Origin of the sequence: Streptomyces sp. IBSNAI002 (genome assembly GCF_052244475.1) — a bacterium.
Lineage (GTDB): Bacteria > Actinomycetota > Actinomycetes > Streptomycetales > Streptomycetaceae > Streptomyces.
This window is the reverse complement of record NZ_JBQPXG010000002.1, coordinates 5,311,338-5,336,066: the sequence shown is the minus strand read 5'-3', so window position 1 is coordinate 5,336,066 and position 24,729 is coordinate 5,311,338. Positions and strand designations below refer to the sequence as shown.

The following is a 24,729-nucleotide window of genomic DNA, read 5'->3' as shown; positions in this document are numbered from 1 at the left end:
GGCCTACCTTCGACGTATGCCTCCCGTTCATACCGGGGCACCTGTCATCACAGGTGCCTCCACCCCGTCGTCGCCGCAGCCCGAACCGCGCTCCCCCGGCCGCCCCGGCTACCGCCGGATGAGCCTCGCGCTCTTCGCCGCCGGACTCGCCACCTTCGCCCTCCTCTACTCCACCCAGGCGCTGCTGCCCGCGATCTCCGAGGGCTTCGGGGCGACGGCGGGTCAGGCCAGCTGGACGGTGTCCGCGGCCACCGGGGCGCTCGCCCTGTTCGTGCTGCCGCTCAGCGCGCTGTCCGAGCGCTTCGGGCGCACCCGGATGATGACCTGGTCGATGGTCGTGGCCGTGGGCATCGGCCTGCTGGTGCCCTTCGCGCCGAACCTGGAGTGGCTGGTGGCCCTGCGGGCCGTCCAGGGCGCGGCGATCGCCGGCATCCCGGCCTCCGCGATGGCGTACCTGGCGGAGGAGGTCAAGCCGAAGGCCCTGGTCGGGGCGATCGGGCTGTTCGTGGCGGGCAACTCCATCGGCGGCATGAGCGGCCGCCTCGTCACCGGCTGGGCAGCGCAGCTCGGCGGCTGGCGGGCCGGTCTGCTGGCCGTCGGGCTGATGGCGCTGGCCTGCGCGGTGGCCTTCCTGGTGCTGCTGCCCAGGGCGCGGTTCTTCCGCCCGGCGTCGCTGAACCCGCGCGCGGTGGGCCGTACCGTCACCGGTCACCTGCGCGATCCGCTGCTGCTGCGGCTGTACGGGATCGGCGCACTGTTCATGACCGTGTTCGGCGCCGTGTACACCGTCATCGGCTACCGGCTGGTGGACGAGCCGTTCTCTCTGGGGCAGGGCGTGGTCGGGTCGATCTTCCTGATCTACCTGGTCGGTACGGCCTCTTCGGCGGCGGCCGGGCAGCTGGTGGCCCGCGCGGGGCGGCGCGGCGCGCTGTACCTGGCCGTGACCACGACCGCGCTCGGGCTGCTGCTGTCGCTTTCGGATTCCCTGGCGGCGATCCTGCTCGGGCTGGTGCTGATCACGGCGGGCTTCTTCGCGGGGCACGCGGTGGCCTCGGCCGCGGTGAGCCGGACGGCGCGCACGGGCCGTGCGCAGGCCTCCGCGCTCTACCAGTCGGCGTACTACCTGGGCTCCAGCGCGGGCGGCACCCTGGGCGCCCTCGCCTACAACTCGGCGGGGTGGGCGGCCACGGTGGGCATCGCGCTGCTGGCCGTGCTCGGCGTCGTATCGATCACGCTGTACGGGTCCCACGCGGCCCGCGCGGAGCGGCGCGTGCCGGCTTCGGCCGCTGCCGTGCGCTGAGTGACCAGTCGGAAATACGTCTCTCCCGCACGTAACTCGCAGGGTTTTCCGGGCATTCAACACGGAGAACGCATTGCGGGGCGAAAAGGGGAGGGTGCCATGGGGACGCGCACGCGCGCGGCGGCGGTGTTCGGCGGGGCGGTGGTGCTGGCGCTGCCGCTGGTGGTCGCGGGGGGCGGGCCGGCCGGGGCCGCCTCCTGCAACCTCGGTACCGGGCCGTACCAGCGGCAGGTCGAGCAGTTCCTGGGGCGGCCGGTGGACGGGCGGCAGTCGGCGGCCGACTGCACGGCGACCAGGGCGTTCCAGGCGCGCCACGGGATCACCCCGACGCAGGGGTACGCGGGACCGCTGACCTGGCAGACGATGAGCACGATCCTGGCCCAGCGGGCGGCGGGCAAGACGCCCAACAGGGCCGGCAACTGCCCGGTGAACCGGGGGCGGATCGCCTGCGTCGACCTGACGCGGCAGCTCAGCTGGATCCAGGACGGCGCCGCCTTGAAGTACGGTCCGGTCCCGGTCCGCACCGGCAAGAACGGCACGGAGACCCGGACCGGCCTGAAGAGGATCTACCTCCGCAGCATCGACCACTGGTCGACGGTCTACGACGTGTCGATGCCGTACGCGCAGTTCTTCGACGGCGGCATCGCCTTCCACTCGACCACCAAGAGCATGTGGAACCCGCCCGGCTCGGGCGGGTGCGTGAACATGCGGTCCGCCGACGCCAAGGCGTACTGGAACCTGCTCGGCAAGGGCGAGGACGTCTACGTGTACGGGCGCAAGCCGGGGACGTGACCCGTGGCGCGCGGCCGCTGCGGCTGCCGTTGTCAGACCCCTCCGGTAGGTTCCGAAGGAGTGGACCTACCTGGGGGCGACGACAGCCATGAGTGACCTCGCGACCACACCGACGGACCTGGACACCGCGCTGGACCGCTACCGGGTCGAGCTGACGGGGTACTGCTACCGGATGCTCGGCTCGTCCTTCGACGCCGAGGACGCGGTGCAGGACACGTACATCCGTGCCTGGCGCAGCTTCGAGAAGTTCGAGGGCCGCTCCTCGCTGCGGTCGTGGCTGTACCGGATCGCCACCAACGTCTGCCTGGACCTGCTGAACGCGGGGAACAAGCGGGCCCGGCCGATGGACCTGACCGCCCCGCAGCACCAGGCCTCCGCCGTGCTGAACGAGCGGCCCGAGGTGACCTGGCTGGAGCCGGTCCCGGACGGCCGGGTGCTTCCGCAGACCGCCGACCCGGCGGAGATGGCGCTGGCGAGGGAATCCGTCCGGCTGGCGTTCGTCGCGGCCCTCCAGCACCTGCCGGCGAAGCAGCGGGCGGTGCTGATCCTGCGCGAGGTGCTGGCCTGGAAGGCCGATGAGGTCGCGGCGCTGCTGGAGACCACGGTGGCCTCGGTGAACAGCGCGCTGCAGCGGGCCCGGGCCACGATGGCCGCGCACGGGGTGCGCGACAGCGATCCGGCGGACCCGCTGGACGCGGACCAGGCGAAGCTGCTGGAGCAGTACCTGTCCGCCTTCGAGGCGTACGACATCTCGCGGCTCACCGCGCTGCTGCACGAGGACGCGGTGCTGTCGATGCCGCCGTTCGACCTGTGGCTGCGGGGCCGGGAGGACATCGCGGCCTGGCACCTGAACCAGGGCATAGGCTGCAAGGGCTCCCGCCTGATCCCGACGACGGCGAACGGGATGCCGGCCTTCGGCCAGTACCGGCCGGCGGCTTCCGGGAAGGGCCACACCCCGTGGGCGCTCCAGGTCATGGAGATCTCAGAGGGCAGGATCGTCGGGCTCAACGCCTTCCTGGACACCGCCCGCTGGTTCCCCCTCTTCGGTCTCCCCGAGCAGCTCGACGAGGCCCACGAGACCCAGTAGGGCCCGTAGCGCGGGCCCGGCGCCGGTCACCCGGTACGGCCGGCCCCGGGCGGTCAGCCGAAGCCGGGCCAGGAGCTCCACGGCCGCCAGGCCCGGCGCGGTGACGGCCCCGGCGTCGCACTCCACGGCCGCGGCCCCGTCCTCGTACAGCCGGGCCAGCCGGGCGCACAGCCGCGTCACGTCCCGCGGGGTCGGGGCCGGGCCGGGAAGGACGAGTCGGGTGATCTCCATGCGAGGGTGACTCCGGCGCGGCGCGGAACTCATCGGCCGCGCCGGCCCCCACTGCGTCCCGCGGCGGGCGAGCCGGTCCCACGGCGGACGAGCCGGTCCCGGCATGCCGAACGGGACCGGCGGGGGTCCACCGGTCCCGTTCGCGCGTCAGGGAAGCCGCAGGTCAGGCGATGCGGTCCAGGACGATCGGCGTGGCGGTGAAGGCCGTACCCGCCGGGGCGACGTCGTACGAGCCCTTCAGGGAGGCCAGGGCGTAGTCGAACTTCTCCGGGGTGTCCGTGTGCAGGGTCATCAGCGGCTGGCCCTCGGTCACCGTGTCGCCCGGCTTCGCGTGGAGCTCGATGCCCGCGCCCGCCTGCACCGGGTCCTCCTTGCGGGCGCGGCCCGCGCCCAGGCGCCAGGCGCCGACGCCCACCGCGTAGGCGTCGAGGCGGGTCAGGACGCCCGAGGCCGAGGCGGTGACCACGTGCTGCTCGCGGGCCACGGGCAGGGCCGCGTCCGGGTCGCCGCCCTGGGCCGCGATCATCCGGCGCCAGTGGTCCATCGCGGAGCCGTCGGCCAGGGCCTTCGCCGGGTCGGCGTCCTTGATGCCCGCGGCGTCCAGCATCTCCTTGGCCAGGGCGATGGTCAGCTCGACCACGTCGGCCGGGCCGCCGCCGGCGAGGACCTCCACCGACTCGCGGACCTCCAGCGCGTTTCCGGCGGTCAGGCCGAGCGGGGTCGACATGTCGGTGAGCAGGGCGACGGTCTTGACGCCGGAGTCGGTGCCCAGGCCCACCATGGTCCGCGCCAGCTCGCGCGCGTCCTCGATGTTCTTCATGAAGGCGCCGCTGCCGACCTTGACGTCGAGGACGAGCGAGCCGGTGCCCTCGGCGATCTTCTTCGACATGATCGAGGAGGCGATCAGCGGGATGGCCTCGACCGTGCCGGTCACGTCGCGCAGGGCGTAGAGCTTCTTGTCCGCCGGGGCCAGGCCGTCGCCCGCCGCGCAGATGACCGCGCCGGTGGTGTCCAGGACGTGCAGCATCTCCTCGTTGGACAGCAGCGCGCGCCAGCCGGGGATGGACTCCAGCTTGTCCAGGGTGCCGCCGGTGTGGCCGAGCCCGCGGCCGGACAGCTGCGGCACCGCGGCGCCGCACGCGGCGACGAGCGGGGCCAGCGGCAGCGTGATCTTGTCGCCGACACCGCCGGTGGAGTGCTTGTCGGCGGTGGGGCGGGAGAGGGAGTCGAAGTTCATGCGCTCGCCGGAGGCGATCATCGCCGCCGTCCAGCGGGCGATCTCGGTCCGGTTCATCCCGTTGAGCAGGATGGCCATCGCCAGTGCCGACATCTGCTCGTCGGCGACGACACCGCGGGTGTACGCGTCGATGACCCAGTCGATCTGCTCGGGGCTCAGCTCGCCGCGGTCCCGCTTGGTCCGGATGACGGAGATGACGTCCATGTTGGTGCTTCCTTCTACGCGCATAGAGAGAGGGGTTTGCGGAAGTACGACGGCCCTCCGCCCGGCAGGGCGGAGGGCCGTCGGCACGGCTATCTCAAGTGGTCGGGCCCGAAGGCCTGCGGCAGCATCTCCGCCAGCGGCAGGACCCCCTTCGGGGTCTCCACCAGCAGTTCCGGTCCGCCGAATTCGAAGAGCAGCTGCCGGCACCGGCCGCACGGGACGAGGATCTCGCCCCGGCCGTCGACGCAGGTGAAGTGCGTCAGCCGGCCGCCGCCCGTGGCCTGGAGGGAGGACACCAGGCCGCACTCGGCGCACAGGCTGAGTCCGTAGCTCGCGTTCTCGACGTTGCAGCCGACGACGGTCCTGCCGTCCTCGACCAGGGCCGCGACACCGACCGGGAAGCCCGAGTACGGGGCGTAGGCCCGGGACATGGCGTCCCGGGCGGCCTCGCGCAGGGCCTCCCAGTCGACGGCGGGCGCGCTCGTCACTTGCCCTGGCCCTTGCGGTACGGCATGCCGTCCGCCTTCGGCATCCGCAGGCGCTGCGCCGACAGTGCGAGCACCAGCAGGGTGGTCACGTACGGGGCGGCGTCCACGAACTGGCTGGGCACCGAGTCGGTGACCGCGTACCAGAGGAACAGCAGCGCGGCGCAGACCGCCGAGATGCCGGCCTGGAGGTACTTCTTCTTGTACAGCTGCCAGACGCAGACCAGCACCAGCAGGATCGCGATCAGCAGCAGCATCGCGTGGACGTTCGTCGCGCCACCGCGCAGCTTGAGGCTGTCGATGAAGCCGAACAGGCCCGCACCCAGCGCCATGCCGCCCGGCATCCAGTTGCCGAAGATCATGGCGGCGAGGCCGATGTAGCCGCGGCCGCCGGTCTGGCCCTCCTGGTAGATGGGGCTGGCGACCTCGGAGAGGTACACGCCGCCGAGGCCCGCCAGGGCGCCGGAGACGATCACGGCGATGTACTTGTACTTGTAGACGTTGACGCCGAGGGACTCCGCCGCGATGGGGTTCTCACCGCAGGAGCGCAGGCGCAGGCCGAAGGTGGTCCGCCACAGCACCCACCAGGTGCCCGGGATGAGCAGCAGGGCGACGATGGTCAGCAGCGAGAGCTCGGTGACCAGGCCGCCGATGACGCCGGCGAGGTCGGAGACGAAGAACCAGTGCTTGCCCTGGAGGTCGGCCATCCAGTCGGACAGCCCCGGCACGGTGATCTTGTAGATCGGTTCGACCTGCGGGGACTGCTTGGAGGAGCCGCCCGGGGCCTCGGCGAAGGTGAAGTTCGACAGGTACTGGGTGAAGCCCAGCGCCAGGATGTTGATGGCCACACCGGAGACGATGTGGTTGACGTTGAAGGTCACCGTGATGATCGCGTGCAGCAGGCCGCCGAGGGCGCCGCCGGCGATGCCGACGAGCACACCGGTCCACGGACCCCACTGGTAGCCGGCCCAGGCACCGAACCAGGTGCCGAGGATCATCATGCCCTCGAGGCCGATGTTGACGACGCCCGCGCGCTCGGCCCACAGACCGCCGAGGCCGGCGAGGCCGATCGGGACGGCGAGGGAGAGGGCGCCGGAGACCTGGCCGATGGAGGTCAGGTCGTTGGCCCCGGAGATCAGGCGGACCAGCGAGACCAGCGCGAGGCCGCCCGCGATGATCAGCAGGATCCAGGGCAGGGTGAGCTTCTTGCGGCCGCCGGACTTCGGGGCGGCGGCCGTCGCGGAGACAGTGCTGGTGCTCACGCCGCGACCTCCTTGTCGGTCTTGATGGCGTGCCCGGCGGCGAGCTCCTCGCCGACCTTCTGCTGCTGGCGCCGGATGCCGTAGCGGCGGACGAGTTCGTACGAGACGACGACCGCGATGACGATCAGGCCCTTCATGATCGTGCCGATCTCCTTCGCGTACCCGGCCTGGTCGAGCGAGGCCGAGGCCTTGTCGATGAAGGCCATCAGGAACGCGGCGAAGAGGATGCCGACCGGGCTGTTGCGGCCGAGCAGCGCGATGGTGATGCCGGTGAAGCCGACACCGACCGGGAAGGCCAGGTTGTAGGTGTGCGTCTCGCCCAGCAGCTGCGGCATGCCGGCGAGGCCGGCCACCGCGCCGGAGATGAGCATCGAGGTGATGATCATCTTCTTGGCGTCGACGCCGGAGGCCTGCGCGGCGGACTCGCTGGCGCCGGTGGCGCGCAGGTCGAAGCCGAAGCGGGTCCGGTTGAGCACGAACCAGTAGACGATGCCGAGGGCGAAGGCCACGAAGGTGAAGCCGTAGATCTCCAGACCGTCGCCCAGGGACACCGCCGGGAACCAGCCCGACTCGGCGATGTCGCCGGTCGTGAGGTCGTTGGAGCCCTCGAGCTGGACGCCGAGGTTCTTCGGCAGCAGCAGCCAGGCGATCAGGCTGGTCGCGATGGCGTTCAGCATGATCGTGGAAACAACCTCGCTCACCCCGCGCTTGGCCTTGAGGACACCGGCGATGCCGGACCAGGAGGCACCGACGAGCATGGCCACGAGGATGATCAGCAGCAGGTGCAGCGGGCCCGGCAGGGCCACGGCCGTACCGACCACGGCGGAGAGCATCGCCGCGAGGCGGTACTGGCCGTCGACGCCGATGTTGAACAGGTTCATCCGGAAGCCGATGGCCACGGCCAGGGCCGCCAGGTAGTACGTGCCCGCCTGGTTCACGATGAGGACCTGGACGTCCTCGTAGCCGGCGTTCTCCACCATCAGGCGCAGCGGCTCGATCGGGTCGATGCCCGTCGCCGCCAGCACGATCACGGTCAGCAGGAAGGCGCTGACCAGGGCGAGCACGGGCCCGGCCAAGCCGAGGAGCAGCCGGTCCTTGTCGAATTTCTTCATCGGGCCTCGTCCTCCGGTGCAGCGGAACCGGGCTCGGTACCGGCGGCGGAGTGGTTGTCGGTTGCTTCCAGGTGCCCCGAGGCGGCGCCGGTCATGGCGGTGCCGAGCTCCTCCGGGGTGACGGTCGCGGGGTCGGCGTCCGCGACCAGGCGGCCGCGGTAGATCACCCGCAGGGTGTCGGACAGGCCGATGAGCTCGTCCAGGTCCGCGGAGATGAGCAGGACGGCCAGGCCCTCGCGGCGGGCTTCGCGGATCGCGTCCCAGATCTGCGCCTGTGCGCCGACGTCCACACCGCGGGTGGGGTGGGCGGCGATCAGGAACTTCGGGTTGTGGCTCATCTCGCGGCCGACGATCAGCTTCTGCTGGTTGCCGCCGGAGAGCGAGGCCGCGGTGACCTCGATGCCGGGCGTGCGGACGTCGTACTCGCGCACGATCCGCTCGGTGTCCTTGCGGGCCGCCTTGATGTCGAGGATGCCGCGCTTGGAGTTGGGCGCCTCGGTGACGTGGCCCAGGATGCGGTTCTCCCAGAGCGGGGACTCCAGCAGCAGGCCGTGCCGGTGCCGGTCCTCGGGGATGTAGCCGATGCCGGCCACGCGGCGCTTGCGCACCGGTTCGCGCGTGATGTCCGCGCCGTCGAGCCTGATCACGCCCGAGTCGGGGGTGCTCATGCCCATCAGGGCCTCGATCAGCTCGGTCTGGCCGTTGCCCTCGACGCCGGCGATGCCGAGGACCTCGCCCTTGTGGATGGTGAAGCTGACGTCGTTCAGCAGCAGCCGGCCCACGGGCACGTGCTCGTGCACGTAGGTGTCATCGATCGCGCCGTCGGCCGGGGTCATGGCCACGGGCGCGGTCGGCACCTCCGTCTCGGCCAGGGTCAGGCCCCTGACCTCCAGCATCGGCGTGGTGGTGACCGTGGACTCGCGGGTCTCGGGCGAGGGGAGTTCGGCGCCGACCATCAGCTCGGCGAGCTGCTTGGTGGTGGCCGTCCTCGGATCGGCGGTGCCGACCGTGGTGCCGCGGCGGATGACCGTGATGTCGTCGGCGACCTTCAGCACCTCGCCCAGCTTGTGCGAGATGAAGATGACGGTCAGGCCCTCGGCCTTGAGCTCGCGCAGGTTGTCGAAGAGCGCGTCCACTTCCTGCGGCACGAGCACGGCGGTCGGCTCGTCGAGGATGAGGATCCGGGCGCCGCGGTAGAGGACCTTGAGGATCTCCACGCGTTGGCGGTCGGCGACGCCCAGGTCCTCGACCAGGGCGTCGGGACGCACGCCGAGGCCGTAGGCGTCCGAGATCTCCCGGATCTTCTTACGGGCCTTGGCACCGATGCCGTACAGCTTCTCGCCGCCGAGGACCACGTTCTCCAGGACGGTGAGGTTGTCGGCGAGCATGAAGTGCTGGTGCACCATGCCGATGCCGCGGGCGATGGCGTCGCCGGGGCTGCTGAAGGACACCTGCTCCCCGTCGATGGCGATGGTGCCCTCATCCGGCTTCTGCATGCCGTAGAGGATCTTCATCAGGGTCGACTTGCCGGCGCCGTTCTCGCCGATCAAGGCATGGACCGTGCCCTTGCGGACGGTGATCGCGATGTCCTTGTTGGCGACGACGCCGGGGAAGCGCTTGGTGATGCCGTGCAGTTCTACGGCGGGGGGCGGGCTGGACGCGTTGATGACGCACTCTCCTTGGCGCGGAAGGAGCGGGAGGCAGGGGGACAGGGCGGGGAGTGAAAGTATCGCGTCCACGATGCTTCTACGCGCGTAGCACTGTCGGAAGTGAAAACTTGAGGCCAACCGGCCACAAGCGACACTGGCGTGTGGATTTTACGAACGCGGCTCGGGGCCCGGGAGCGGTAGAGACCGCTTCCCGGACCCCGGAGACCAGAACTACTGTCAGGAGCGGCCTTACGACGCGGTCTTGACGGCGAACTTCTTGGCGATGATGTCGGCCTTGGCCTTCTCCACCGCGGCGATGACGTCGGTCATCTCCTTGTACTTCGGGTTGGAGTCGGCCAGGCCGACGCCGTCCTTGTCCAGGCCGTAGCGGATCTCACCGGTGGTCGGCTTGCCGTCCTTGACCGACTTGATCAGGTCGAAGACGGAGTCCGAGACGTCCTTGGTGACCGAGGTCAGGATGGCGTCCTTGTACTTCGCCAGACCGGCCTGGTTGTACTGGTCGGAGTCGACGCCGATGGCCCACTTGCCCTTGGCCGAGGCGGCCTCGATGGCACCGGAGCCGGCCAGACCGGCGGCGGCGTAGACCACGTCGGCGCCCGCGTCGAGCTGACCCTGCGCGGCGGCCTTGCCGAGGTCGGGCTTGGCGAAACCGTCGAAGTTCGGCGGCTGGGTCAGGTACTGGGAGAGCACCTTGGCGTTCGGGTTGGTGTCCTTGACGCCCTGCGTGAAGCCCGCCTCGAACTTCTTGATCAGCGGAACCTCGACACCGCCGATGAAGCCGACCGTGCCGGTCTTGGAGACCTTGGCGGCGGCGACGCCGGCCAGGTAGGAGCCCTGCTCCTCGTTGAAGACCAGGTTGGCGATGTTCGCGCCGGTCACCGAGGTGTCGTCGATGATGCCGAACGTGGTGTCCGGGAACTTCGGCGCGACCTTCTTTATGGCCGGGGCGTACGCGAAACCGACGCCGATGACCGGGTTGTTGCCCTTGCGGGCGAGCTCGGTGAGGCGCTGGACCTTGTCGGCCTCGCCCTCGCCGTCGGTGGGCTCCGCCTCGGCGCCCTTGATCTTCAGCTCCGACTCGGCCTTCTGCAGACCGGCGTACGCGGCATCGTTGAACGACTGGTCGCCGCGGCCACCGATGTCGTACGCGATGGCGGCGCTGGCTTCCTTCGAGTCCGAAGATCCGGTGTCCGACGACTTCTTACCGCCACAGGCGGTGGCCGAGAGGGCCAGCGCGGCGGACGCGAGGCCCACGGTGGCGATCCTGGTGATCCGGCGCAAGGGGAGGCTCCTTCAAAACCTGACCGAAGCGCCACGACCGGCGCTGGTTTCGCGGCGATCGTAACGCGCGTAGATGTCAGTTAAAGGCCCGTTCATGAGTCGTTATCGGATCGTCGCGAACCGGACAGTGACCGATCGGTAACTGGTCTTGCGCCCAGCCCTTGCGTACCAAGGGCTGGACACCTCCGCCGCGCTCAGTGCGGATGCTGTACCGGAAGGGCGGCTGACGTGCTCACGGCCGTTCCCTGACGACCCCCGTACGCCGCGCGTCCAGCAGGGCCGCGGCCGTGAAGAACTCGACGCCGACGGCGATCGCGGACTCGTCCACGTCGAAGTCGCCCCGGTGCAGGTCGTGCTTGGCGGTGTCGCCGGGCCGGCGGACCCCGAGGCGGGCCATGGCGCCCGGGACGTGCTCCAGGTACCAGGAGAAGTCCTCGCCGCCCAGGCTCTGCTCGGTGTCCTCGACCGAGCCCGCACCGCAGCGGACCGTCATCGCCTCGCGGAGCAGTTCGGTGACCGCCGGGTCGTTGACGACCGGGGGCACCCCGCGCACGTGGTTGATCTCGAACTTGGCCCCGTGCATCGTCGCGACCTCGTCGATGGCCGCGTGGATCATGTCCGGCGCCTCGTGCCAGGCGTTCAGGTCCAGGCACCGTACGGTTCCGGACAGCTCGGCGTGCATCGGGATGACGTTGCAGGCGTGCCCGGCCTCGATCCGGCCCCAGGTGACCGACATCCCCGAGCGCGCGTCCATCCGCCGGGTCAGCAGCGCCGGGACGTCCACGGCGACCCGGGCGGCGGCGGTCACCAGGTCGGTGGTCAGGTGCGGGCGCGCGGTGTGCCCGCCGGAGCCGGAGAGGGTGACCTCCAGCCGGTCGCAGGCGGAGGTGATGGGGCCCGGCCGCAGCCCGATCCGCCCAGCGTCGACCCGGGGGTCGCAGTGCACGGCGATCATCTTGCCCACGCCGTCCAGCACCCCGGACTCGATGGCCTCGGTCGCCCCGCCCGGGAGCACCTCCTCGGCCGGCTGGAAGAGCAGCCGCACGGGGCGGGGCAGCAGACCCTGGCGGTCGAGCTCGGCGAGGACCAGTCCGGCGCCGAGCACGATCGCGGTGTGCACGTCGTGCCCGCAGGCGTGGGCGCGGTCCGGGAAGGTCGAGCGGTACGAGACGTGCGTCTTGGCGTCCGGGATGGGCAGGGCGTCGATGTCCGCGCGCAGGGCCAGCATCGGCCGGACGCCCGTCCGCCGCCCGCCGGCGCCGCCTTCGAACGCGCTGCGCGCCCCTTCCGGCTCCCAGGTGCCCACGTCACAGATCAAGCCGGTTCCGGACTTCAGCACCCGAGGGCGCAGGCCGGCTTTCTCGAGCCGGGCCTTGATCGCCGCCGTGGTGCGGAATTCCTGGTGTCCGAGCTCCGGGTGCATGTGCAAGTCCCGGCGGAAGGCGATCAGTTCGGCACGCAGGTGGTCCGGAAGCTTGCCGGGCAGCTCGGGCCGCTCGGACACGGCGGGCTGGGCGGTCTGGGACTCGCGGGACATCAACTGGTTCACCTGTTGAAGGGTAGGCGCACCAATGGCCCAACTGGCTGAGGATCACGAAAAGTTCATGCCGTTAGGGGAAAGAAACCCGGCCTCTGGACGCATGACCGGTTGCGCCCGGGGGTACACTCGCCCGCTCATCCGGCCGCGGGAGCCGCCTGAGCGGGCAGTCTGCGCACATCGCGGGCGCTGTCGGTGACCCCCGCGAGGAAGCCGCGGGCGCGCGGCGAGGCGGACCCGGTGAGCCAGTCGGGGTCGATATCGCATACGGCCACGGTCACACCGGTGCCGGTGAGCGCGTACGGCAGGGTGTGGACGACGGTGGACGGAAAGCTGACGATGGTGCGGCCGACCGGACCGCGCCGTGCGATGAGCTCCAGCGGCAGGTCGGGACGCACGATCTCCAGCCCCGTCGCCTCGCTCAGCGCGCGCAGCTTCTCCGGGGACTCCCGGCGGTGCGCGAAGTAGCGGGTGGCGCCGTGCACACGGGTCAGGGTGCGCACCGCGTCCAGGTAGCAGGCCGGATCCACCACGCCCGTCTCCACGAGCGAGGTGCCGACCAGGTCGGTGCCCTTGGTCAGGCGCGGCGGGCCGAAGCGGGCCCGGGTCCAGGCGAAGTCGTTGACCCTCAGCGTCATGGCGCCGTGGGCGGTCACGGGCATCGAGGTGAACACCTCGACGCGCCGGGCCGCCTTCGCGCCGGTGGCCTTGACGGCCGTGAAGCGGCGCCGGGCGGTCGCCGAGACCGGTGCGTACGCCAGTTCGCGGACCCGGCCCGCGAGCCCGCCGCCGCCGACCCGGTGCCAGCGCACCAGGCGCTCGCCGCGGGCGGTCTGGGCGATGAACTCCATCGTGGCGGTGCCGTCGTCGACCACCACGAGCCGCTCGGCCCGTACCAGGGTGAGCAGCAGCTGGACGTAGCGGGAGAAGGGGTCGCCCACCACGACCGTGTGCGCCGCGCGCACGTCGCCCGCCAGGGCGGCGAGCGCCTTCAGCGGTGCGAGCCGGCCGCCGCGCGCCTCCTGCCAGCGGACCTCGTGGCCCTCGTCGCGGGCGAGCGCCGCCATCCGGCGCAGCTGGCCGCGGGACATGGGGTCGGTGGGCGGCAGTACGACGATCCGGACCGGCCCCGCGGCGCCGGCGGCGGCGGCCGGAACCGGACCGGAACCGCCGGCGGCGGCCGGGGCGGCTCCGGGGGAAGCGGCTCCGGCGGAGACCCCCTGCGGCCCGCCGCCCTGCGCGGGGCCCGCGCCGCGGAGCTGGCTGGGCACGCCGTCGAGCAGCGGACGGCCGTCCGCCGGGGCGGCGCCGCGCGCGTGGATCCACTCCAGCACGTTGAGCAGTTGGACCGGGCTCTCGACGAACGCCAGCGTGGGGCCGGAAGGGGTCACCGCGTACTCCTCATCTCAGGGTGGACCGCCGGGCGGACCGCGGATCAGACGGCCGCGAGCTCGCCCTGCACGCGGCGGAGCTTCTTCATGGGGCCGAGCTCGGACTCGTAGACGCGCTTGACGCCGTCGCCGAGGGCGGTCTCGATGGTGCGGATGTCGCGGACCAGGCGGGCGAGGCCGCCGGGCTCGACGGAGGCGGCCTGGTCGGATCCCCACATCGCGCGGTCGAGGGTGATGTGGCGCTCGACGAAGGCGGCGCCGAGGGCGACGGCGGCCAGGGTGGTCTGCAGGCCCGTCTCGTGGCCGGAGTAGCCGATCGGAACGTTGGGGTACTCCTCCTGGAGGGTGTTGATGACCCGCAGGTTGAGCTCCTCGGCCTTGGCCGGGTACGTCGAAGTGGCGTGGCAGAGAAGGATGTTGTCGCTGCCGAGCACCTCCACCGCGTGGCGGATCTGCCTCGGGGTGGACATGCCGGTGGACAGGACGACGGTGCGGCCGGTGGCGCGCAGGGCGCGCAGCAGCTCGTCGTCGGTCAGCGAGGCGGAGGCCACCTTGTGGGCGGGGAGGTCGAACTTCTCCAGGAACGCGACGGCCTCGGTGTCCCACGGGGAGGCGAACCAGTCGATGCCGCGGGCGGCGCAGTGCTCGTCGATGGCTCGGTACTCGTCCTCGCCGAACTCCACCTTGTGGCGGTAGTCGATGTAGGTCATGCGGCCCCAGGGGGTGTCGCGCTCGATGTCCCACTGGTCGCGGGGGGTGCAGATCTCGGGGGTGCGCTTCTGGAACTTCACGGCGTCGCAGCCGGCTTCGGCGGCGGCGTCGATCAGGGCGAAGGCGTTGCCGAGGTCGCCGTTGTGGTTGATGCCGATCTCGCCGACGACGTACACGGGCCGGCCGGGGCCCGCGGTGCGCGATCCGAAGGTACGGAGGCGGGTGTTGGGGGAGGCGGTCATGACAGGTGACGTCCTTCGGTGCGGGGGTACGAGAGCGGGTGTTTCGGGTGCGGCGTGGGGTGTGGCGGGTGTGGCGTGAGGTGTGGCGGGTGTCGCGTGGGGTGTGGGCTGCGGGTCGGGTCGTACGTCGAGGAGGGGGGCGAGCAGGCGGGCGCGCTCCAGGTCGTGCGGGTCGTCGATCTCCAGGACCCGCGCGGGGTCGGTGGCGACGGGGAGCGTGCGTCCGAAGAAGCGGTGGCGGGCGGTGCGGAAGCCGGCGGCGTCCATGGCGTAGGCGGCGCCGGTCTCCAGCAGGTCCTGGGGCCGGTTCTGGCGGCGGGGGCGGTACGCCGTCTCGTGGTTGACCCCGGTGCCGAAGCCGTCGGGGTCCTCCCGCCAGAGGAAGCCGTGGAAGGGGGCCACGGTCAGGGCCGAGTCGGCGGCGCCGCAGGCGACGGCCGCGGCCACCGCCTCGACGTCGGAGGCGGCCAGGAAGGGGCTGGTGCACTGGACGAGGAGGACCACGTCCACGGAGACGGAGTGCAGTTCCTCGAAGGCGGTGAGGGCGTGCAGGAGGGCGGCCTCGCTGCTCGCGGTGTCGCCGGAGATCGCGGTGGGGCGGGTGATCACACCGGCGCCCGCGGCGCGGGCGGCGGCCGCGATGCCTGCGGCGTCGGTGGAGACCACCACGTCGGTGACGGTCGGCGCGGCGAGGCAGGCCCGGACGGCGCGGGCGACGAGCGGGGTGCCGGCGACCTCGGCGAGGTTCTTGCCGGGGACCCCCTTGGAGCCGCCGCGCGCCGGGATGACGGCGAGGACGCGGGGGCTCACAGCTCCCCCATCCGGCGGATCACGGGGGCCACGCGCTGCACTCCGTGCCGGTAGGCCCCGCGGGCGGCGTCGCGCAGATGGGCGCGGAGCCTGCGGCGCAGGCGGGACTGTCCCGCCGTCTCGCGCACCGCGCCGGGCAGCGGGGTGCCGTCGGGCGCGAGGTGCTGCCGGGCGAGGATCCCGGGCAGGTACCGGGGTGCGGTGGTGAGCGTGTAGTACGGGTCGGGCGACGGCAGGACGGGCTCGGCCAGCAGCGCGGCGGCCTTCGCCCGGGCGGCCGCGTAGGGGTCCCCGGCTCCGGTGACCCCCTGGGCCGCCAGCCAGCCCGCGTCGGCCCGCGGGAGCAGGCCGGCGTCGAGCTGGTCCCAGGAGGCCAGGCAGCCGGAGCCCAGGAAGTGGTGGTTGCCGAGGGCCTCGCGGATGCCGAGGTCGGTGAGGACGGCCGTCGGGACGGAGCGGTGCAGGGACTCCAGGGCGGCGGTGGAGGAGACGGTGACCAGCAGGTCGGTGCCGTCCAGGACCTCGCCCATGTTCCCGTACACCAGGCGGCAGTTGGGCGGGAGCCCGCCGGGGAGTTTGGCGGCGAGCCGCTGGTAGGGCTGCTCCTCCAGGTGCGTGGTGTGCTCGCCGGGGCGGCTGCGCAGCTTGATCAGCACTTCGCGGTCCGGGTGCAGCCGCGCGTGCCCGGCCGCCCGCTCCAGCAGGTAGGTGCGGTCGGCACGGCTGTCGGGCACGGAGGGCTGGACGGCGAAGACGACCGTGTGGGTCCGCGGTCCGGCCGGCGCGTACGGCGCCCCGCCGAGGAAGGGCAGCGCGGTCTCGGTGACGGCGCCCGGGTCCGCGCCGACCCCCTCGTACACGGCCCGGAACCGCTCCGCGTCGTGGCGGGAGTTGGCCAGCACGAGGTCGGCTCCGTGCCGCAGCAGCAGGCCGTCGGCGAGCTTCTCGTAGACGACGCCCACGTACCCGGTGACGAGGACGGGGCGGCCGGCCGGCTCGGGCCACAGGGCGCGGGCCCCGTGCAGGACGGCCTGGACGGCTCCGCCGACCAGGGCGAGGACGACCACGTCGTAGCGCTCCCGGCCGATCTCGGCCAGGAACTCCGCGCAGGTCACCTCGGCCGGCCGGTCGCCCTGGACGCCCACCTCGCCGAGCTGGCGCGCGGTGGGTGTGGCGCGTCCGCGCAGCAGGAATCCGGCGAGCTGGTGGTCGGGCACGAGACGGCGGGCGGTGAGTGCGCCCCATTTCCATCGCGTGTCGGAATCGGCGATAACGGCGACGCGTTTGCGTTCTGGCACGCGGCAGAAGCTATTCCGCGAATTCGGTGATCGGCCCAACGAACGCACAACAGCGGGTTAACAACGCGTCGACGGAATGCGAAAGCGCGCGGGTTAACGCGCCCGCCGCGCGCCGTTCACATGGAATCCGCGTCGGGGCCACAGTGAATGCCGGGCGGCGTCCTAATGTCTCACGGGTGCCCAAGCTCTCTGTTGTCGTGCCGTTCTACAACGTGCAGACATATGCACCAGATGCCCTGAAGAGTCTCGAACTCAATGCCCGGGACGATTTCGAGTTCCTCCTCGTCGACGACTGTTCGACGGACGGGACCCCCGGCCTGCTCGAGCGGGCGGCGCGCGAGCTGCCCGGGGCGGTGCACCTCAGACACGGGCGCAACGGCGGCCTGGCCACCGCCCGGAACACCGGCCTGGACGCGGCGAACGGCGAGTACCTCGCCTTCCTGGACGGGGACGACTGGCTGGCCCCGGGCCACCTGGCCCGGACCCTGGCCGCCATAGAGGCCCTGAACTGCGATTTCGTCCGCACCGATCATGTGAAGTGCACCGGCAGGTCGCGGACCGTGCAGCGCGTCCCCTACGGCCCGGAGGCGGTCGTCGCCGATCCGCGCACCGCGATCCTGCCCGCCGACCGGGCCACCTCGGTGGACTACCCGTACGCCTGGGCCGGGATGTACCACCGGCGACTGCTGGACCGCGGGCTGCTGCACTTCACCCACGGGCTGCGGACGGCGGAGGACCGGCCGTGGATCTGGCGGCTGCACCGGGAGGCGGAATCCTTCGCCGCGGTCGGAATGCCCGGAATCTTCTACCGGCGCGGGGTTGCCACCTCTTTGACGCAGATCGGCGACGAACGGCAGCTCGATTTCATTCGCGCATTTGATCAGGTGCTCTCGGATACCGCCGCGGACGTAGAATCCGATCTGCTGCTCCCGAAAGCCGTCCGCACGTATTGCGCGATTATCGCGCATCATTTCGGATCCATCGAGAGGTTCGAACCGGACGTGGCCAGAAAACTCCGCTCCATGAGCACGGACGCGCTCGGCCGCATGCCGCAGGACGTGCTCGACCTGGTCCTGGACTCGATGGACGTGGAGCGCTCCGCCCTGCTGCGCCGCGTGCGCGGCCGCCGTCGCACGACCGCCCCGGGGGCGAACGCCTGATGCCCACCCAGCTCTTCCTGGCCTCCACCCTCTACGGAGCTGCCACCCTCGCCGCCGGCATCGACGCCGGAGTCTTCCCGGCCTCCAGCCGCCGGATCCTGCTGACCAGCAACCACTCCGTCACCGCCGAGGTCGGCCCCGGGGTGGCGGACATGCCCGGCTTCGAGGCCCTGCGCCCCCGCTTCGACGAGGTCATCGACTGGAACCGCGTCATCGAACCGCAGCACCCGAGCACCTGGAACCCGCGCGCGGAGGACGTCCCGCTGTGGGAACGGCAGCTGCGCGCCCTGTGGGGCCTCGGCGACGGCCGCGTCGAACTGATCGTGGAGTCCCTCCAGGTGCCGCCCGCCCAGGCCCTGTGCCGGATCTTCCCCGGCGCCGCCGTCGACGTGTACGCCGACGGCCTGATGAGCTACGGCCCCACGCGCATCCGCCTCGACCCGCAGCTCGGGATGCGCGTGCGACGCGTCCTGCACCTGGACCTCGTACCCGGGCTGGAGCCGCTGCTCCTGACCGAGTTCGGGGTACGGGTCGAACTGGTGCCGTCGGAGGCGTTCCTGAAGGTGCTGGCGGAGCTGCCCTCGCAGGACACCGCCTTGGACGGCGTCGGGGAGTCCCCCGCCCTCCTGCTCGGCCAGTACCTCTCGGCGCTCGACCTCATGAGCCCGGAGCAGGAGGAGGAGCTGCACGTCTCGATGGTCCGCGGCGCGCACGCCCTGGGCCACACCGAGCTGGTCTTCAAACCGCACCCCAGCGCCCCGGCCGCCTACTCCCGCCGTGCGGAGGAGGAGGCCGAGCGGCTCGGGGCCCGGATGACGGTGGTCGACACGCCGTTCCTGGCCGAGACCCTCTACCAGCGGCTGCGCCCGGCCCTGGTCGCCGGCTGCTTCTCCACCGGGCTGCTGACCGCCGCCACGCTGTACGGGCTCCCGGTGGCGCGGACCGGCACGGACGCCATACTGGCCCGCCTCGCCCCGTACCCCAACAGCAACCGCGTACCGCTGGCCCTGGTGGACGCCCTGCTCCCCGACCTGGCCGACGCGGACGCCGTACGCGCCTGGACTCCGCCGACGCCGGAGCAGGTCCGCGCCGAGCCCGCCGGGCTGCTGACGGCGGTCGGGTTCACCATGCAGCCGCAGATCCTCGCCGCGCGGCGGCCGGTGGCCGAGGCCTACCTGTCCCGGCACCTGACCGACCGCACCTGGCGGTACTTCACCCGCCGCCGGCTCACCGCGCTCGGCCTGCCGGGCGGCATCCCCGCCCAGCTGTCCTTCCTGCCGCGCAGCCGGGCGGTGCGGCGCATGGCCCGGCGGCTGCGCCGCGTCCTGCGCTGAGTCCGGTCTCCCCGGTCTCAGCCGACGGCGAGCTTGGCCGCGAACCCGAGGAACAGCACGCCCGCCGCCGAGGTGGCCCCGGCCGACAGCCGCTTGCGGCGGCGGAACGCGGCGGACAGCCGGGTCCCGGTGAAGATGAGCGTCGACAGGTACAGGAAGCTCGCCAGCTGGGACAGCGTGCCCAGCAGCAGGAACGACAGCGCGGGGTAGGCGTACCCGGGATCCACGAACTGCACGAAGAAGGACAGCAGGAACAGGATCGCCTTCGGGTTGAACAGGCTCACCACCAGCGCCCGCCGGTACGGCCGCTCCATGCCGCCGGCCGGCTCCGCGCCGGTGAGCAGCTCCTCCTGCCGCGCCCTGCGGTCGCGCCACATCCCCCAGGCGGCCCGCATCATCCCCACGGCCAGCCACGCCAGGTACCCGGCGCCGAGGAACTTGACCACGGTGACCAGCAGCGGACTCGCCTGGAGCAGCGCTCCCGCGCCCGCCGCGGTCAGCACCATCAGCACGGTGTCCCCGGTGAACACCCCGCAGGCGGCCTTGTAGCCCTCCTTCACCCCGCGGCGCGCGGCGACGGACAGCACGTAGAGCGAGTTCGGCCCCGGCAGCAGAACGATCAGCACCAGGCCGGCGAGATAGGTCGGAAGATCTGTCACACCCAGCATGCGCAGGAGTGTCCCATAAGGACGCACCTGTCAGAAGAGCGGTGTCACCAGGTGGAACCGGCCGGGGTGTAGGTGCCCCACACCTCGCGCAGCGCCCCGCACACCTCCCCCACCGTCGCCCGTGCCCGCAGCGCCTCCTTCATCGGGTAGAGCACGTTCGCCGTCGGCTGCGCGGCCGCCTCCCGCAGCCGGGCCAGCGCCGCCCCCACCGCCTCCGCGTCCCGTTCCGCGCGCAGCCGGGCCAGGGCCGCGCGCTGCCGCGCCTCGATCCCGGGGTCCACGCGCAGCGGCTCGTACGGCTCCTCCCGCTCCAGGGCGAAGCGGTTGACCCCGACCACCACCCGCTCCCCGCCGTCGGTCTCCCGCGCGATGCGGTAGGCGTTCCGCTCGATCTCCGCCTTCTGGAACCCGGCCTCGATGGCGGCCACCGCACCGCCCCGGGCCTCGACCTGCCCCATCAGGTCGAGCGCGGCCGCCTCCAGGTCGTCCGTCATCCGCTCCACGGCGTACGACCCTGCGAAGGGATCCACGGTGTGCGGCACGTCCGTCTCGTGCGCGAGGACCTGCTGGGTGCGCAGCGCGAGGCGGGCCGACTTCTCCGTGGGCAGTGCGATCGCCTCGTCGAAGGAGTTGGTGTGCAGCGACTGCGTGCCGCCCAGTACGGCGGCCAGCGCCTGCACGGCCACCCGTACGAGGTTCAGCTCGGGCTGCTGCGCCGTCAGCTGGACCCCGGCCGTCTGGGTGTGGAAGCGCAGCATCAGCGACTTCGGGTTCCGCGCGCCGAACTCCTCGCGCATGACCCGGGCCCAGATCCGCCGGGCCGCGCGGAACTTCGCCACCTCCTCGAGCAGGGTGGTGCGGGCGACGAAGAAGAAGGAGAGCCGGGGCGCGAACTCGTCGACCGCCATCCCGGCTTCGAGGGCCGTACGGACGTACGCGATGCCGTCGGCGAGGGTGAAGGCCACCTCCTGCACGGGCGAGGCACCCGCTTCGGCCATGTGGTAGCCGGAGATGGAGATGGTGTTCCACTTGGGGATCTCGGCCCGGCAGTAGCGGAAGGTGTCGGCCGTGAGCCGCAGCGAGGGCCCGGGCGGGAAGATGTACGTCCCGCGCGCGATGTACTCCTTCAGCACGTCGTTCTGGACGGTGCCCGTCAGCTGCGCGCCCGAGATGCCCTGTTCCTCCGCGACGAGTTGGTAGAGCAGCAGGAGCAGCGCGGCGGGGGCGTTGATGGTCATGGAGGTCGAGACCCGGTCGAGGGGGATCCCGTCGAACAGCGTCCGCATGTCGTCGAGGGAGTCGACGGCCACCCCGACCTTGCCGACCTCGCCGTGCGCGAGGGGCGCGTCGGAGTCGTGGCCCATCTGCGTCGGCAGGTCGAAGGCGACGGACAGCCCGGTCCCGCCGCCCTCGATGAGCTGCCGGTAGCGGGCGTTGGACTCGGCGGCCGTGCCGAAGCCGGCGTACTGCCGCATGGTCCAGGGCCGACCGGTGTACATGGTCGGATAAATCCCCCTGGTGTACGGGAAATCCCCCGGCTCGCCCAGCTCGAACCGCGGGATCCACCCCGTCAGGTCGGCGGGTCCGTAGACGGGTTCGATCGGAATGCCGCTCTCCGTGCGTGCCATGTGGCGAAGACCTCCGTGGAGCAACCGGGCCCGGGACTGGTACAACCGTTCCGCTTCGTAAGCCCGCGGACGGCTGCTGGTCACAATGGCGCAACATCCCGGGACCCAGTGCAACTCTCCACGCGTGCGAGGCATCACCTAGATACACAACGTAGAAATCGGGGGAAGCTCATGCACCGCCAGAGAGTCATATTCCGCACGCTCGGGGTGGCCACCGCCGTCGCGCTCGCCGCGACCGCCTGTGGGCCGCAGAAGTCGGAGTCCGCGGGCTCCGCTTCATCGGCCCCCTCCTCGCCCACGGCGGGCGCCTCCCCCGAATCCTCCCCGTCCACCGACAACAAGCCGGCCTCGCCGTCCCCGTCGGCCTCGGCCTCCGCCTCCGCGTCCCCGTCCGCCTCTCCTTCGCCGACGGTGAAGCAGGTCATGGCCAACGGGGACGACAGCGAGCAGGTGCGCGAGCTCCAGGCCCGCCTCAAGCAGCTCAAGCTGATGTCGGTCGCGCCGACCGGCTTCTACGGGACCAAGACCACCGCGGCCGTGAAGTCGTACCAGTCGAAGAACGGGCTGAACCCCACCGGTTCGGTCGACGAGGCCACCTGGAAGAAGATCCAGGGCGCCACGAAGAAGCCGACCGCCGACGAGCTGCGCCCGCCGACGGTGAACGAGGCCGACGCGCCCGACCCGCGCTGCATGGAGGGCCGGGTCATGTGCATCAGCAAGGAGAGCCGCACGCTCGCCTTCATGATCGACGGCAAGATCATCTCGACCATGGACGTGCGCTTCGGTTCGGAGAACACCCCCACGCGCGAGGGCGTCTTCAAGGTGGACCGCAAGGAGAAGGAGTGGACGTCCACGCTCTACCACACGTCCATGCCGTACTCGATGTTCTTCAGCGGCGGCCAGGCGGTGCACTACTCGGCCGACTTCGCGGCCCGCGGCTACGCCGGCGCCTCGCACGGCTGCGTGAACGTCCGGGACAAGGGCAAGCTGGCCGCCGTCTTCAACCAGGTGCAGGCCGGCGACAAGGTCGTCGTCTACTGGTGAGCCCCCGGCGGCGCGGACCGTTCGGTCCGCGTGGTCTGAACGTCAGAGGCGCGGGCAGGGCCGGGGGAACGTGCCCCGCCCGCGCCGGTTGCGCAGAGCCCAGGGGTACGGGGGGAACCCCGGCTCATGCGCGGCCGATGACCAGTCGGCTCGTTATGTACTGCGCCACGGATTCGAAAAGTGTTACAGGCGGGACGCGACCGGAGCCGGGTCCCTCAGCATCCGGCCGACCGGAGGGCTGTCCGCCGGAGCGCTCGGGCTGTTCGTGCGCCCGTCGTCGTGGACGACGCCGTCCAGCAGCGCCTCGCAGTAGTACGGAATGCGCGACAGGCCCTTGGCCAGGCGGGACAGCCGCTCGCGCCGGTCGTCGTTGAGGTGTCCGGCCCGGTAGTCGTGGCACAGGTCCACCGCCCGGCGCTGGTTCTCCCGGTCCCGGTCGCGGCCGGCGCTCTCGCCGCCGGAGCCGTCCGGGAATCCGTCCGTACGGAACGTGCCGTCCTTCTCTGCGTCCTTGCCGTCCCGGCGGTCCCGGCCGTCCCGGCGGTCCTCGGCGCCCCCGCCCGCGCCGCCGACGGCGGACGTACCGGACGAGCCCCCGCCCAGCGGGTCGCCGCCGGATCCCGTGAACCCCTCCGTACCGAGCGGGTGCGGGGTGCCCGGGGGGAGCGTGGGACCGGATCCCTCCCGCAGGGGGGTGGGCCGCAGCTGCGGGTCGAGCGTCGAGCCCCCGCCGCCCTCGCCCTGGGCCGGGTCGCCGTCGGCGCTCACCGACATCGCGGGTCCCGGACCCGCCGTGTCGTGCCCGGGCCGGTCCAGCAGGCCGGCGCCGGCGGCCGCGGCGAGACCGCCGACCGCGACGCTCGCCAGGGCCGCGGCCAGGCCGAAGCGCACCGCCCGGGTGCGCCGGGGCGCGGGCACCCGCGGGCCGGCGCCGCACCCGAGGGCGACCAGGGGTTCGCCGGAGCGACCCGTCGCCGCGGAGGAGGGGAGCCCTGCGGAGGGCAGCCCGGAGGACGCGGGCGCGCCCGCGGCGTGCGCCGCGCGGAAGGCGGCCACCGCGGCGGCCTCACCGGGCAGTTCGCCGGCCGCCGGAGCGGCCGGGGCGAGGCTGTCGAGGGCCGCCCGCAGCCGGGCGGCTTCGTTGCGGGCCCGCGGACCGGCGGCCGGACCCACAGGTTCCACCGGTTCGCCGCGCAGCAGTCTGTCGGCGGCGGCTTTGTCCAGCCACCTGTCGCGCTCGTCGGCCATCACATGTCCTTCTGCGTCCGCCAACGTGAATGCGTCACACCGGTTTTTTCCACGAGGCCCCCGCCGTGGCCACGCTGAGCGGGTACGGCGTCGAGATCCCTCCCGCCCCTGCCGCCCCGTGCCTGGCCACCGGCATTATGGCCGACGCGGGCACCAGGATCCGAGCCCCGGCCCCCCTCACCGTCCGAGTCCGGCTCGAAGCCGCCCTCCGCGCCCTCCGGGCCGAGCAGCTCGGCCAGCTTCTTCAGACCGCGGTGGGCCGCGGTCCGTACCGCGCCGGGCCGCTTGCCGAGGGTCTCGGCCGCGCTCTTGGCGTCCAGGCCGACGACGACCCGCAGGACCACGGCCTCCGCCTGGTCCTGGGGAAGCTGTGCGATCAGCGCCATGGCGCTGCCGGTGGAGAGGGACTCCATCGCGGCGCCCGCGGTGTCGCAGTCGGCGGCCCAGCCGGTGAGCTCGGTGTCGTCGCCGCCTATGGCGGGGCGGCGGCCGCGCATGCGGATGTGGTCGAGGGCCCGGTTGCGGGCGATGCGGGCGGCCCAGCCGCGGAAGCGGTCGGCGTCGCCGGTGAAGGAGTCCAGGTCGCGGGCGATCTGCAGCCAGGCCTCGGAGGTCACGTCCTCCGCGTCGCCGTCACCGACGAGCGTGCGTACGTATCCGAGCAGGCGTGGGTGCACGGCGCGGTACACAGCACGGAACGCGTTCTCTTCGCCGTCCTGTGCCGCGAGCACCGCGGCGGTCAGCTCCGCGTCGTCCCCCAGCAAAGTCCCCAACCCGTTCACTGTCCTGTACGTCTGGCGCAAATCAGCACGTTACGGCTTTCAAGCACCGCCGTCCACGAGTTGTACAACGAGCAACCATCCCTGCGCGGAGCGAGGTGTGACACAAAACGCACTCGGGGCGCTGACAGGGATACGGGCTTGTCGCACGAGCCCGTGACGGATGGTGGCCGGGGCCTCTCCTGTGGGGGGTGGCGGCCTCGGCCGCCCTCCCCTCC

General features: G+C 72.0%; 21 protein-coding genes and 1 pseudogene. 6 read left to right on the top strand and 16 right to left on the bottom strand.

Annotated features, from left to right (window positions below):
• Window positions 1–16: 16 nt before the first annotated feature.
• The 3 genes from ACTVZO_RS25890 to ACTVZO_RS25880 all read left to right on the top strand — a co-directional run bounded on the left by ACTVZO_RS25890 (window position 17) and on the right by ACTVZO_RS25880 (window position 3,179).
• Window positions 17–1,300, top strand: coding sequence for an MFS transporter (locus ACTVZO_RS25890; RefSeq protein ID WP_443300634.1), 1,284 nt, complete (start codon window positions 17–19; stop codon window positions 1,298–1,300).
• A 99-nt stretch (window positions 1,301–1,399) separates the two neighbouring features.
• Complete coding sequence (locus ACTVZO_RS25885; protein ID WP_443300633.1) at window positions 1,400–2,092, top strand: L,D-transpeptidase family protein; 693 nt, start codon at window positions 1,400–1,402, stop codon at window positions 2,090–2,092.
• A gap of 88 nt (window positions 2,093–2,180) precedes the next feature.
• Window positions 2,181–3,179: a sigma-70 family RNA polymerase sigma factor gene (locus ACTVZO_RS25880; RefSeq protein ID WP_443300632.1), complete on the top strand. Its 999-nt coding sequence runs from the start codon at window positions 2,181–2,183 to the stop codon at window positions 3,177–3,179.
• Here the strand turns inward: ACTVZO_RS25880 and ACTVZO_RS25875 are convergent.
• The 12 genes and pseudogenes from ACTVZO_RS25875 to ACTVZO_RS25820 all read right to left on the bottom strand — a co-directional run bounded on the left by ACTVZO_RS25875 (window position 3,075) and on the right by ACTVZO_RS25820 (window position 16,650).
• Entirely contained in the window at window positions 3,075–3,410 is a 336-nt protein-coding gene (locus tag ACTVZO_RS25875; protein ID WP_443300631.1) for an STAS domain-containing protein, read from the bottom strand. The genes ACTVZO_RS25880 and ACTVZO_RS25875 overlap by 105 nt on opposite strands.
• Window positions 3,411–3,573: 163 nt before the next feature.
• Window positions 3,574–4,851, bottom strand: a complete 1,278-nt coding sequence (locus ACTVZO_RS25870; protein ID WP_384216625.1) for a thymidine phosphorylase — start codon at window positions 4,849–4,851, stop codon at window positions 3,574–3,576.
• 89 nt (window positions 4,852–4,940) lie between these two features.
• The gene (locus ACTVZO_RS25865; protein ID WP_443300630.1) at window positions 4,941–5,339 is read right to left on the bottom strand and encodes a cytidine deaminase; all 399 of its coding nucleotides are present in this window, start codon (window positions 5,337–5,339) and stop codon (window positions 4,941–4,943) included.
• Window positions 5,336–6,598, bottom strand: a complete 1,263-nt coding sequence (locus ACTVZO_RS25860; RefSeq protein ID WP_443300629.1) for an ABC transporter permease — start codon at window positions 6,596–6,598, stop codon at window positions 5,336–5,338. The genes ACTVZO_RS25865 and ACTVZO_RS25860 overlap by 4 nt, the downstream gene beginning before the upstream one ends.
• The gene (locus tag ACTVZO_RS25855; protein WP_443300628.1) at window positions 6,595–7,710 is read right to left on the bottom strand and encodes an ABC transporter permease; all 1,116 of its coding nucleotides are present in this window, start codon (window positions 7,708–7,710) and stop codon (window positions 6,595–6,597) included. The genes ACTVZO_RS25860 and ACTVZO_RS25855 overlap by 4 nt, the downstream gene beginning before the upstream one ends.
• Window positions 7,707–9,449, bottom strand: a complete 1,743-nt coding sequence (locus tag ACTVZO_RS25850; RefSeq protein WP_443300627.1) for an ABC transporter ATP-binding protein — start codon at window positions 9,447–9,449, stop codon at window positions 7,707–7,709. The genes ACTVZO_RS25855 and ACTVZO_RS25850 overlap by 4 nt, the downstream gene beginning before the upstream one ends.
• Before the next feature lie 159 nt (window positions 9,450–9,608).
• Entirely contained in the window at window positions 9,609–10,661 is a 1,053-nt protein-coding gene (locus ACTVZO_RS25845; RefSeq protein WP_443300626.1) for a BMP family lipoprotein, read from the bottom strand.
• Between the two features lie 232 nt (window positions 10,662–10,893).
• Window positions 10,894–12,198 carry an amidohydrolase gene (locus ACTVZO_RS25840; protein WP_443303268.1) on the bottom strand — a complete coding sequence of 435 codons (1,305 nt, stop codon included), beginning with the start codon at window positions 12,196–12,198 and terminating at the stop codon, window positions 10,894–10,896.
• Between the two features lie 137 nt (window positions 12,199–12,335).
• On the bottom strand, window positions 12,336–13,589 hold the full coding sequence (locus ACTVZO_RS25835; RefSeq protein WP_443300625.1) for a hypothetical protein: 1,254 nt from the start codon (window positions 13,587–13,589) through the stop codon (window positions 12,336–12,338).
• Window positions 13,590–13,633: 44 nt separating this feature from the next.
• Window positions 13,634–14,542 (bottom strand): N-acetylneuraminate synthase family protein, encoded by a 909-nt coding sequence (locus ACTVZO_RS25830; protein WP_443303267.1) that lies wholly within the window; start codon window positions 14,540–14,542, stop codon window positions 13,634–13,636.
• A gap of 441 nt (window positions 14,543–14,983) precedes the next feature.
• Window positions 14,984–15,352, bottom strand: a pseudogene (locus ACTVZO_RS25825) (cytidylyltransferase domain-containing protein); the annotation flags it as partial.
• Window positions 15,349–16,650, bottom strand: a complete 1,302-nt coding sequence (locus tag ACTVZO_RS25820) for a DUF6716 putative glycosyltransferase (RefSeq protein WP_443300624.1) — start codon at window positions 16,648–16,650, stop codon at window positions 15,349–15,351. The gene ACTVZO_RS25820 and the pseudogene ACTVZO_RS25825, both read right to left, overlap by 4 nt.
• Window positions 16,651–16,826: 176 nt before the next feature.
• On the opposite strand from ACTVZO_RS25820, the gene ACTVZO_RS25815 reads away from it, so the two are divergent.
• Window positions 16,827–17,810 (top strand): glycosyltransferase family 2 protein, encoded by a 984-nt coding sequence (locus ACTVZO_RS25815; protein WP_443300623.1) that lies wholly within the window; start codon window positions 16,827–16,829, stop codon window positions 17,808–17,810.
• Window positions 17,810–19,144: a polysialyltransferase family glycosyltransferase gene (locus ACTVZO_RS25810; protein ID WP_443300622.1), complete on the top strand. Its 1,335-nt coding sequence runs from the start codon at window positions 17,810–17,812 to the stop codon at window positions 19,142–19,144. Before ACTVZO_RS25815 ends, ACTVZO_RS25810 begins: the two co-directional genes overlap by 1 nt.
• Window positions 19,145–19,161: 17 nt before the next feature.
• Here ACTVZO_RS25810 and leuE read toward each other — a convergent pair whose 3' ends face one another.
• Both leuE and ACTVZO_RS25800 read right to left on the bottom strand, forming a co-directional pair.
• Complete coding sequence (gene leuE, locus ACTVZO_RS25805; RefSeq protein WP_443300621.1) at window positions 19,162–19,812, bottom strand: leucine efflux protein LeuE; 651 nt, start codon at window positions 19,810–19,812, stop codon at window positions 19,162–19,164.
• A gap of 44 nt (window positions 19,813–19,856) precedes the next feature.
• On the bottom strand, window positions 19,857–21,440 hold the full coding sequence (locus ACTVZO_RS25800; RefSeq protein WP_443300620.1) for an acyl-CoA mutase large subunit family protein: 1,584 nt from the start codon (window positions 21,438–21,440) through the stop codon (window positions 19,857–19,859).
• Between the two features lie 171 nt (window positions 21,441–21,611).
• Between ACTVZO_RS25800 and ACTVZO_RS25795 the strand changes: the two genes are divergently transcribed.
• A complete protein-coding gene (locus ACTVZO_RS25795) occupies window positions 21,612–22,484 on the top strand; it encodes a L,D-transpeptidase family protein (protein WP_443300619.1) in 873 nt (290 codons plus the stop codon).
• A 183-nt stretch (window positions 22,485–22,667) separates the two neighbouring features.
• Here the strand turns inward: ACTVZO_RS25795 and ACTVZO_RS25790 are convergent, their stop codons facing one another.
• Both ACTVZO_RS25790 and ACTVZO_RS25785 read right to left on the bottom strand, forming a co-directional pair.
• On the bottom strand, window positions 22,668–23,732 hold the full coding sequence (locus tag ACTVZO_RS25790) for a hypothetical protein (RefSeq protein ID WP_443300618.1): 1,065 nt from the start codon (window positions 23,730–23,732) through the stop codon (window positions 22,668–22,670).
• Entirely contained in the window at window positions 23,732–24,496 is a 765-nt protein-coding gene (locus ACTVZO_RS25785; protein WP_443303266.1) for an RNA polymerase sigma factor, read from the bottom strand. The genes ACTVZO_RS25790 and ACTVZO_RS25785 overlap by 1 nt, the downstream gene beginning before the upstream one ends.
• Between the last annotated feature and the right edge of the window lie 233 nt (window positions 24,497–24,729).

What these genes read in the sequence shown, in the direction of transcription:
- ACTVZO_RS25885 (WP_443300633.1), top strand. Translation starts at nt 1,400, where the DNA reads ATGGGGACGCGCACGCGCGCGGCGGCGGTGTTCGGCGGGGCGGTGGTG.
- ACTVZO_RS25870 (WP_384216625.1), bottom strand. Translation starts at nt 4,851, where the DNA reads ATGGACGTCATCTCCGTCATCCGGACCAAGCGGGACCGCGGCGAGCTG.
- ACTVZO_RS25810 (WP_443300622.1), top strand. Translation starts at nt 17,810, where the DNA reads ATGCCCACCCAGCTCTTCCTGGCCTCCACCCTCTACGGAGCTGCCACC.
- ACTVZO_RS25790 (WP_443300618.1), bottom strand. Translation starts at nt 23,732, where the DNA reads ATGGCCGACGAGCGCGACAGGTGGCTGGACAAAGCCGCCGCCGACAGA.
- ACTVZO_RS25880 (WP_443300632.1), top strand. Translation starts at nt 2,181, where the DNA reads ATGAGTGACCTCGCGACCACACCGACGGACCTGGACACCGCGCTGGAC.
- ACTVZO_RS25840 (WP_443303268.1), bottom strand. Translation starts at nt 12,198, where the DNA reads ATGTCCCGCGAGTCCCAGACCGCCCAGCCCGCCGTGTCCGAGCGGCCC.
- leuE (WP_443300621.1), bottom strand. Translation starts at nt 19,812, where the DNA reads ATGCTGGGTGTGACAGATCTTCCGACCTATCTCGCCGGCCTGGTGCTG.
- ACTVZO_RS25795 (WP_443300619.1), top strand. Translation starts at nt 21,612, where the DNA reads ATGCACCGCCAGAGAGTCATATTCCGCACGCTCGGGGTGGCCACCGCC.
- ACTVZO_RS25800 (WP_443300620.1), bottom strand. Translation starts at nt 21,440, where the DNA reads ATGGCACGCACGGAGAGCGGCATTCCGATCGAACCCGTCTACGGACCC.
- ACTVZO_RS25855 (WP_443300628.1), bottom strand. Translation starts at nt 7,710, where the DNA reads ATGAAGAAATTCGACAAGGACCGGCTGCTCCTCGGCTTGGCCGGGCCC.
- ACTVZO_RS25890 (WP_443300634.1), top strand. Translation starts at nt 17, where the DNA reads ATGCCTCCCGTTCATACCGGGGCACCTGTCATCACAGGTGCCTCCACC.
- ACTVZO_RS25875 (WP_443300631.1), bottom strand. Translation starts at nt 3,410, where the DNA reads ATGGAGATCACCCGACTCGTCCTTCCCGGCCCGGCCCCGACCCCGCGG.
- ACTVZO_RS25830 (WP_443303267.1), bottom strand. Translation starts at nt 14,542, where the DNA reads ATGACCGCCTCCCCCAACACCCGCCTCCGTACCTTCGGATCGCGCACC.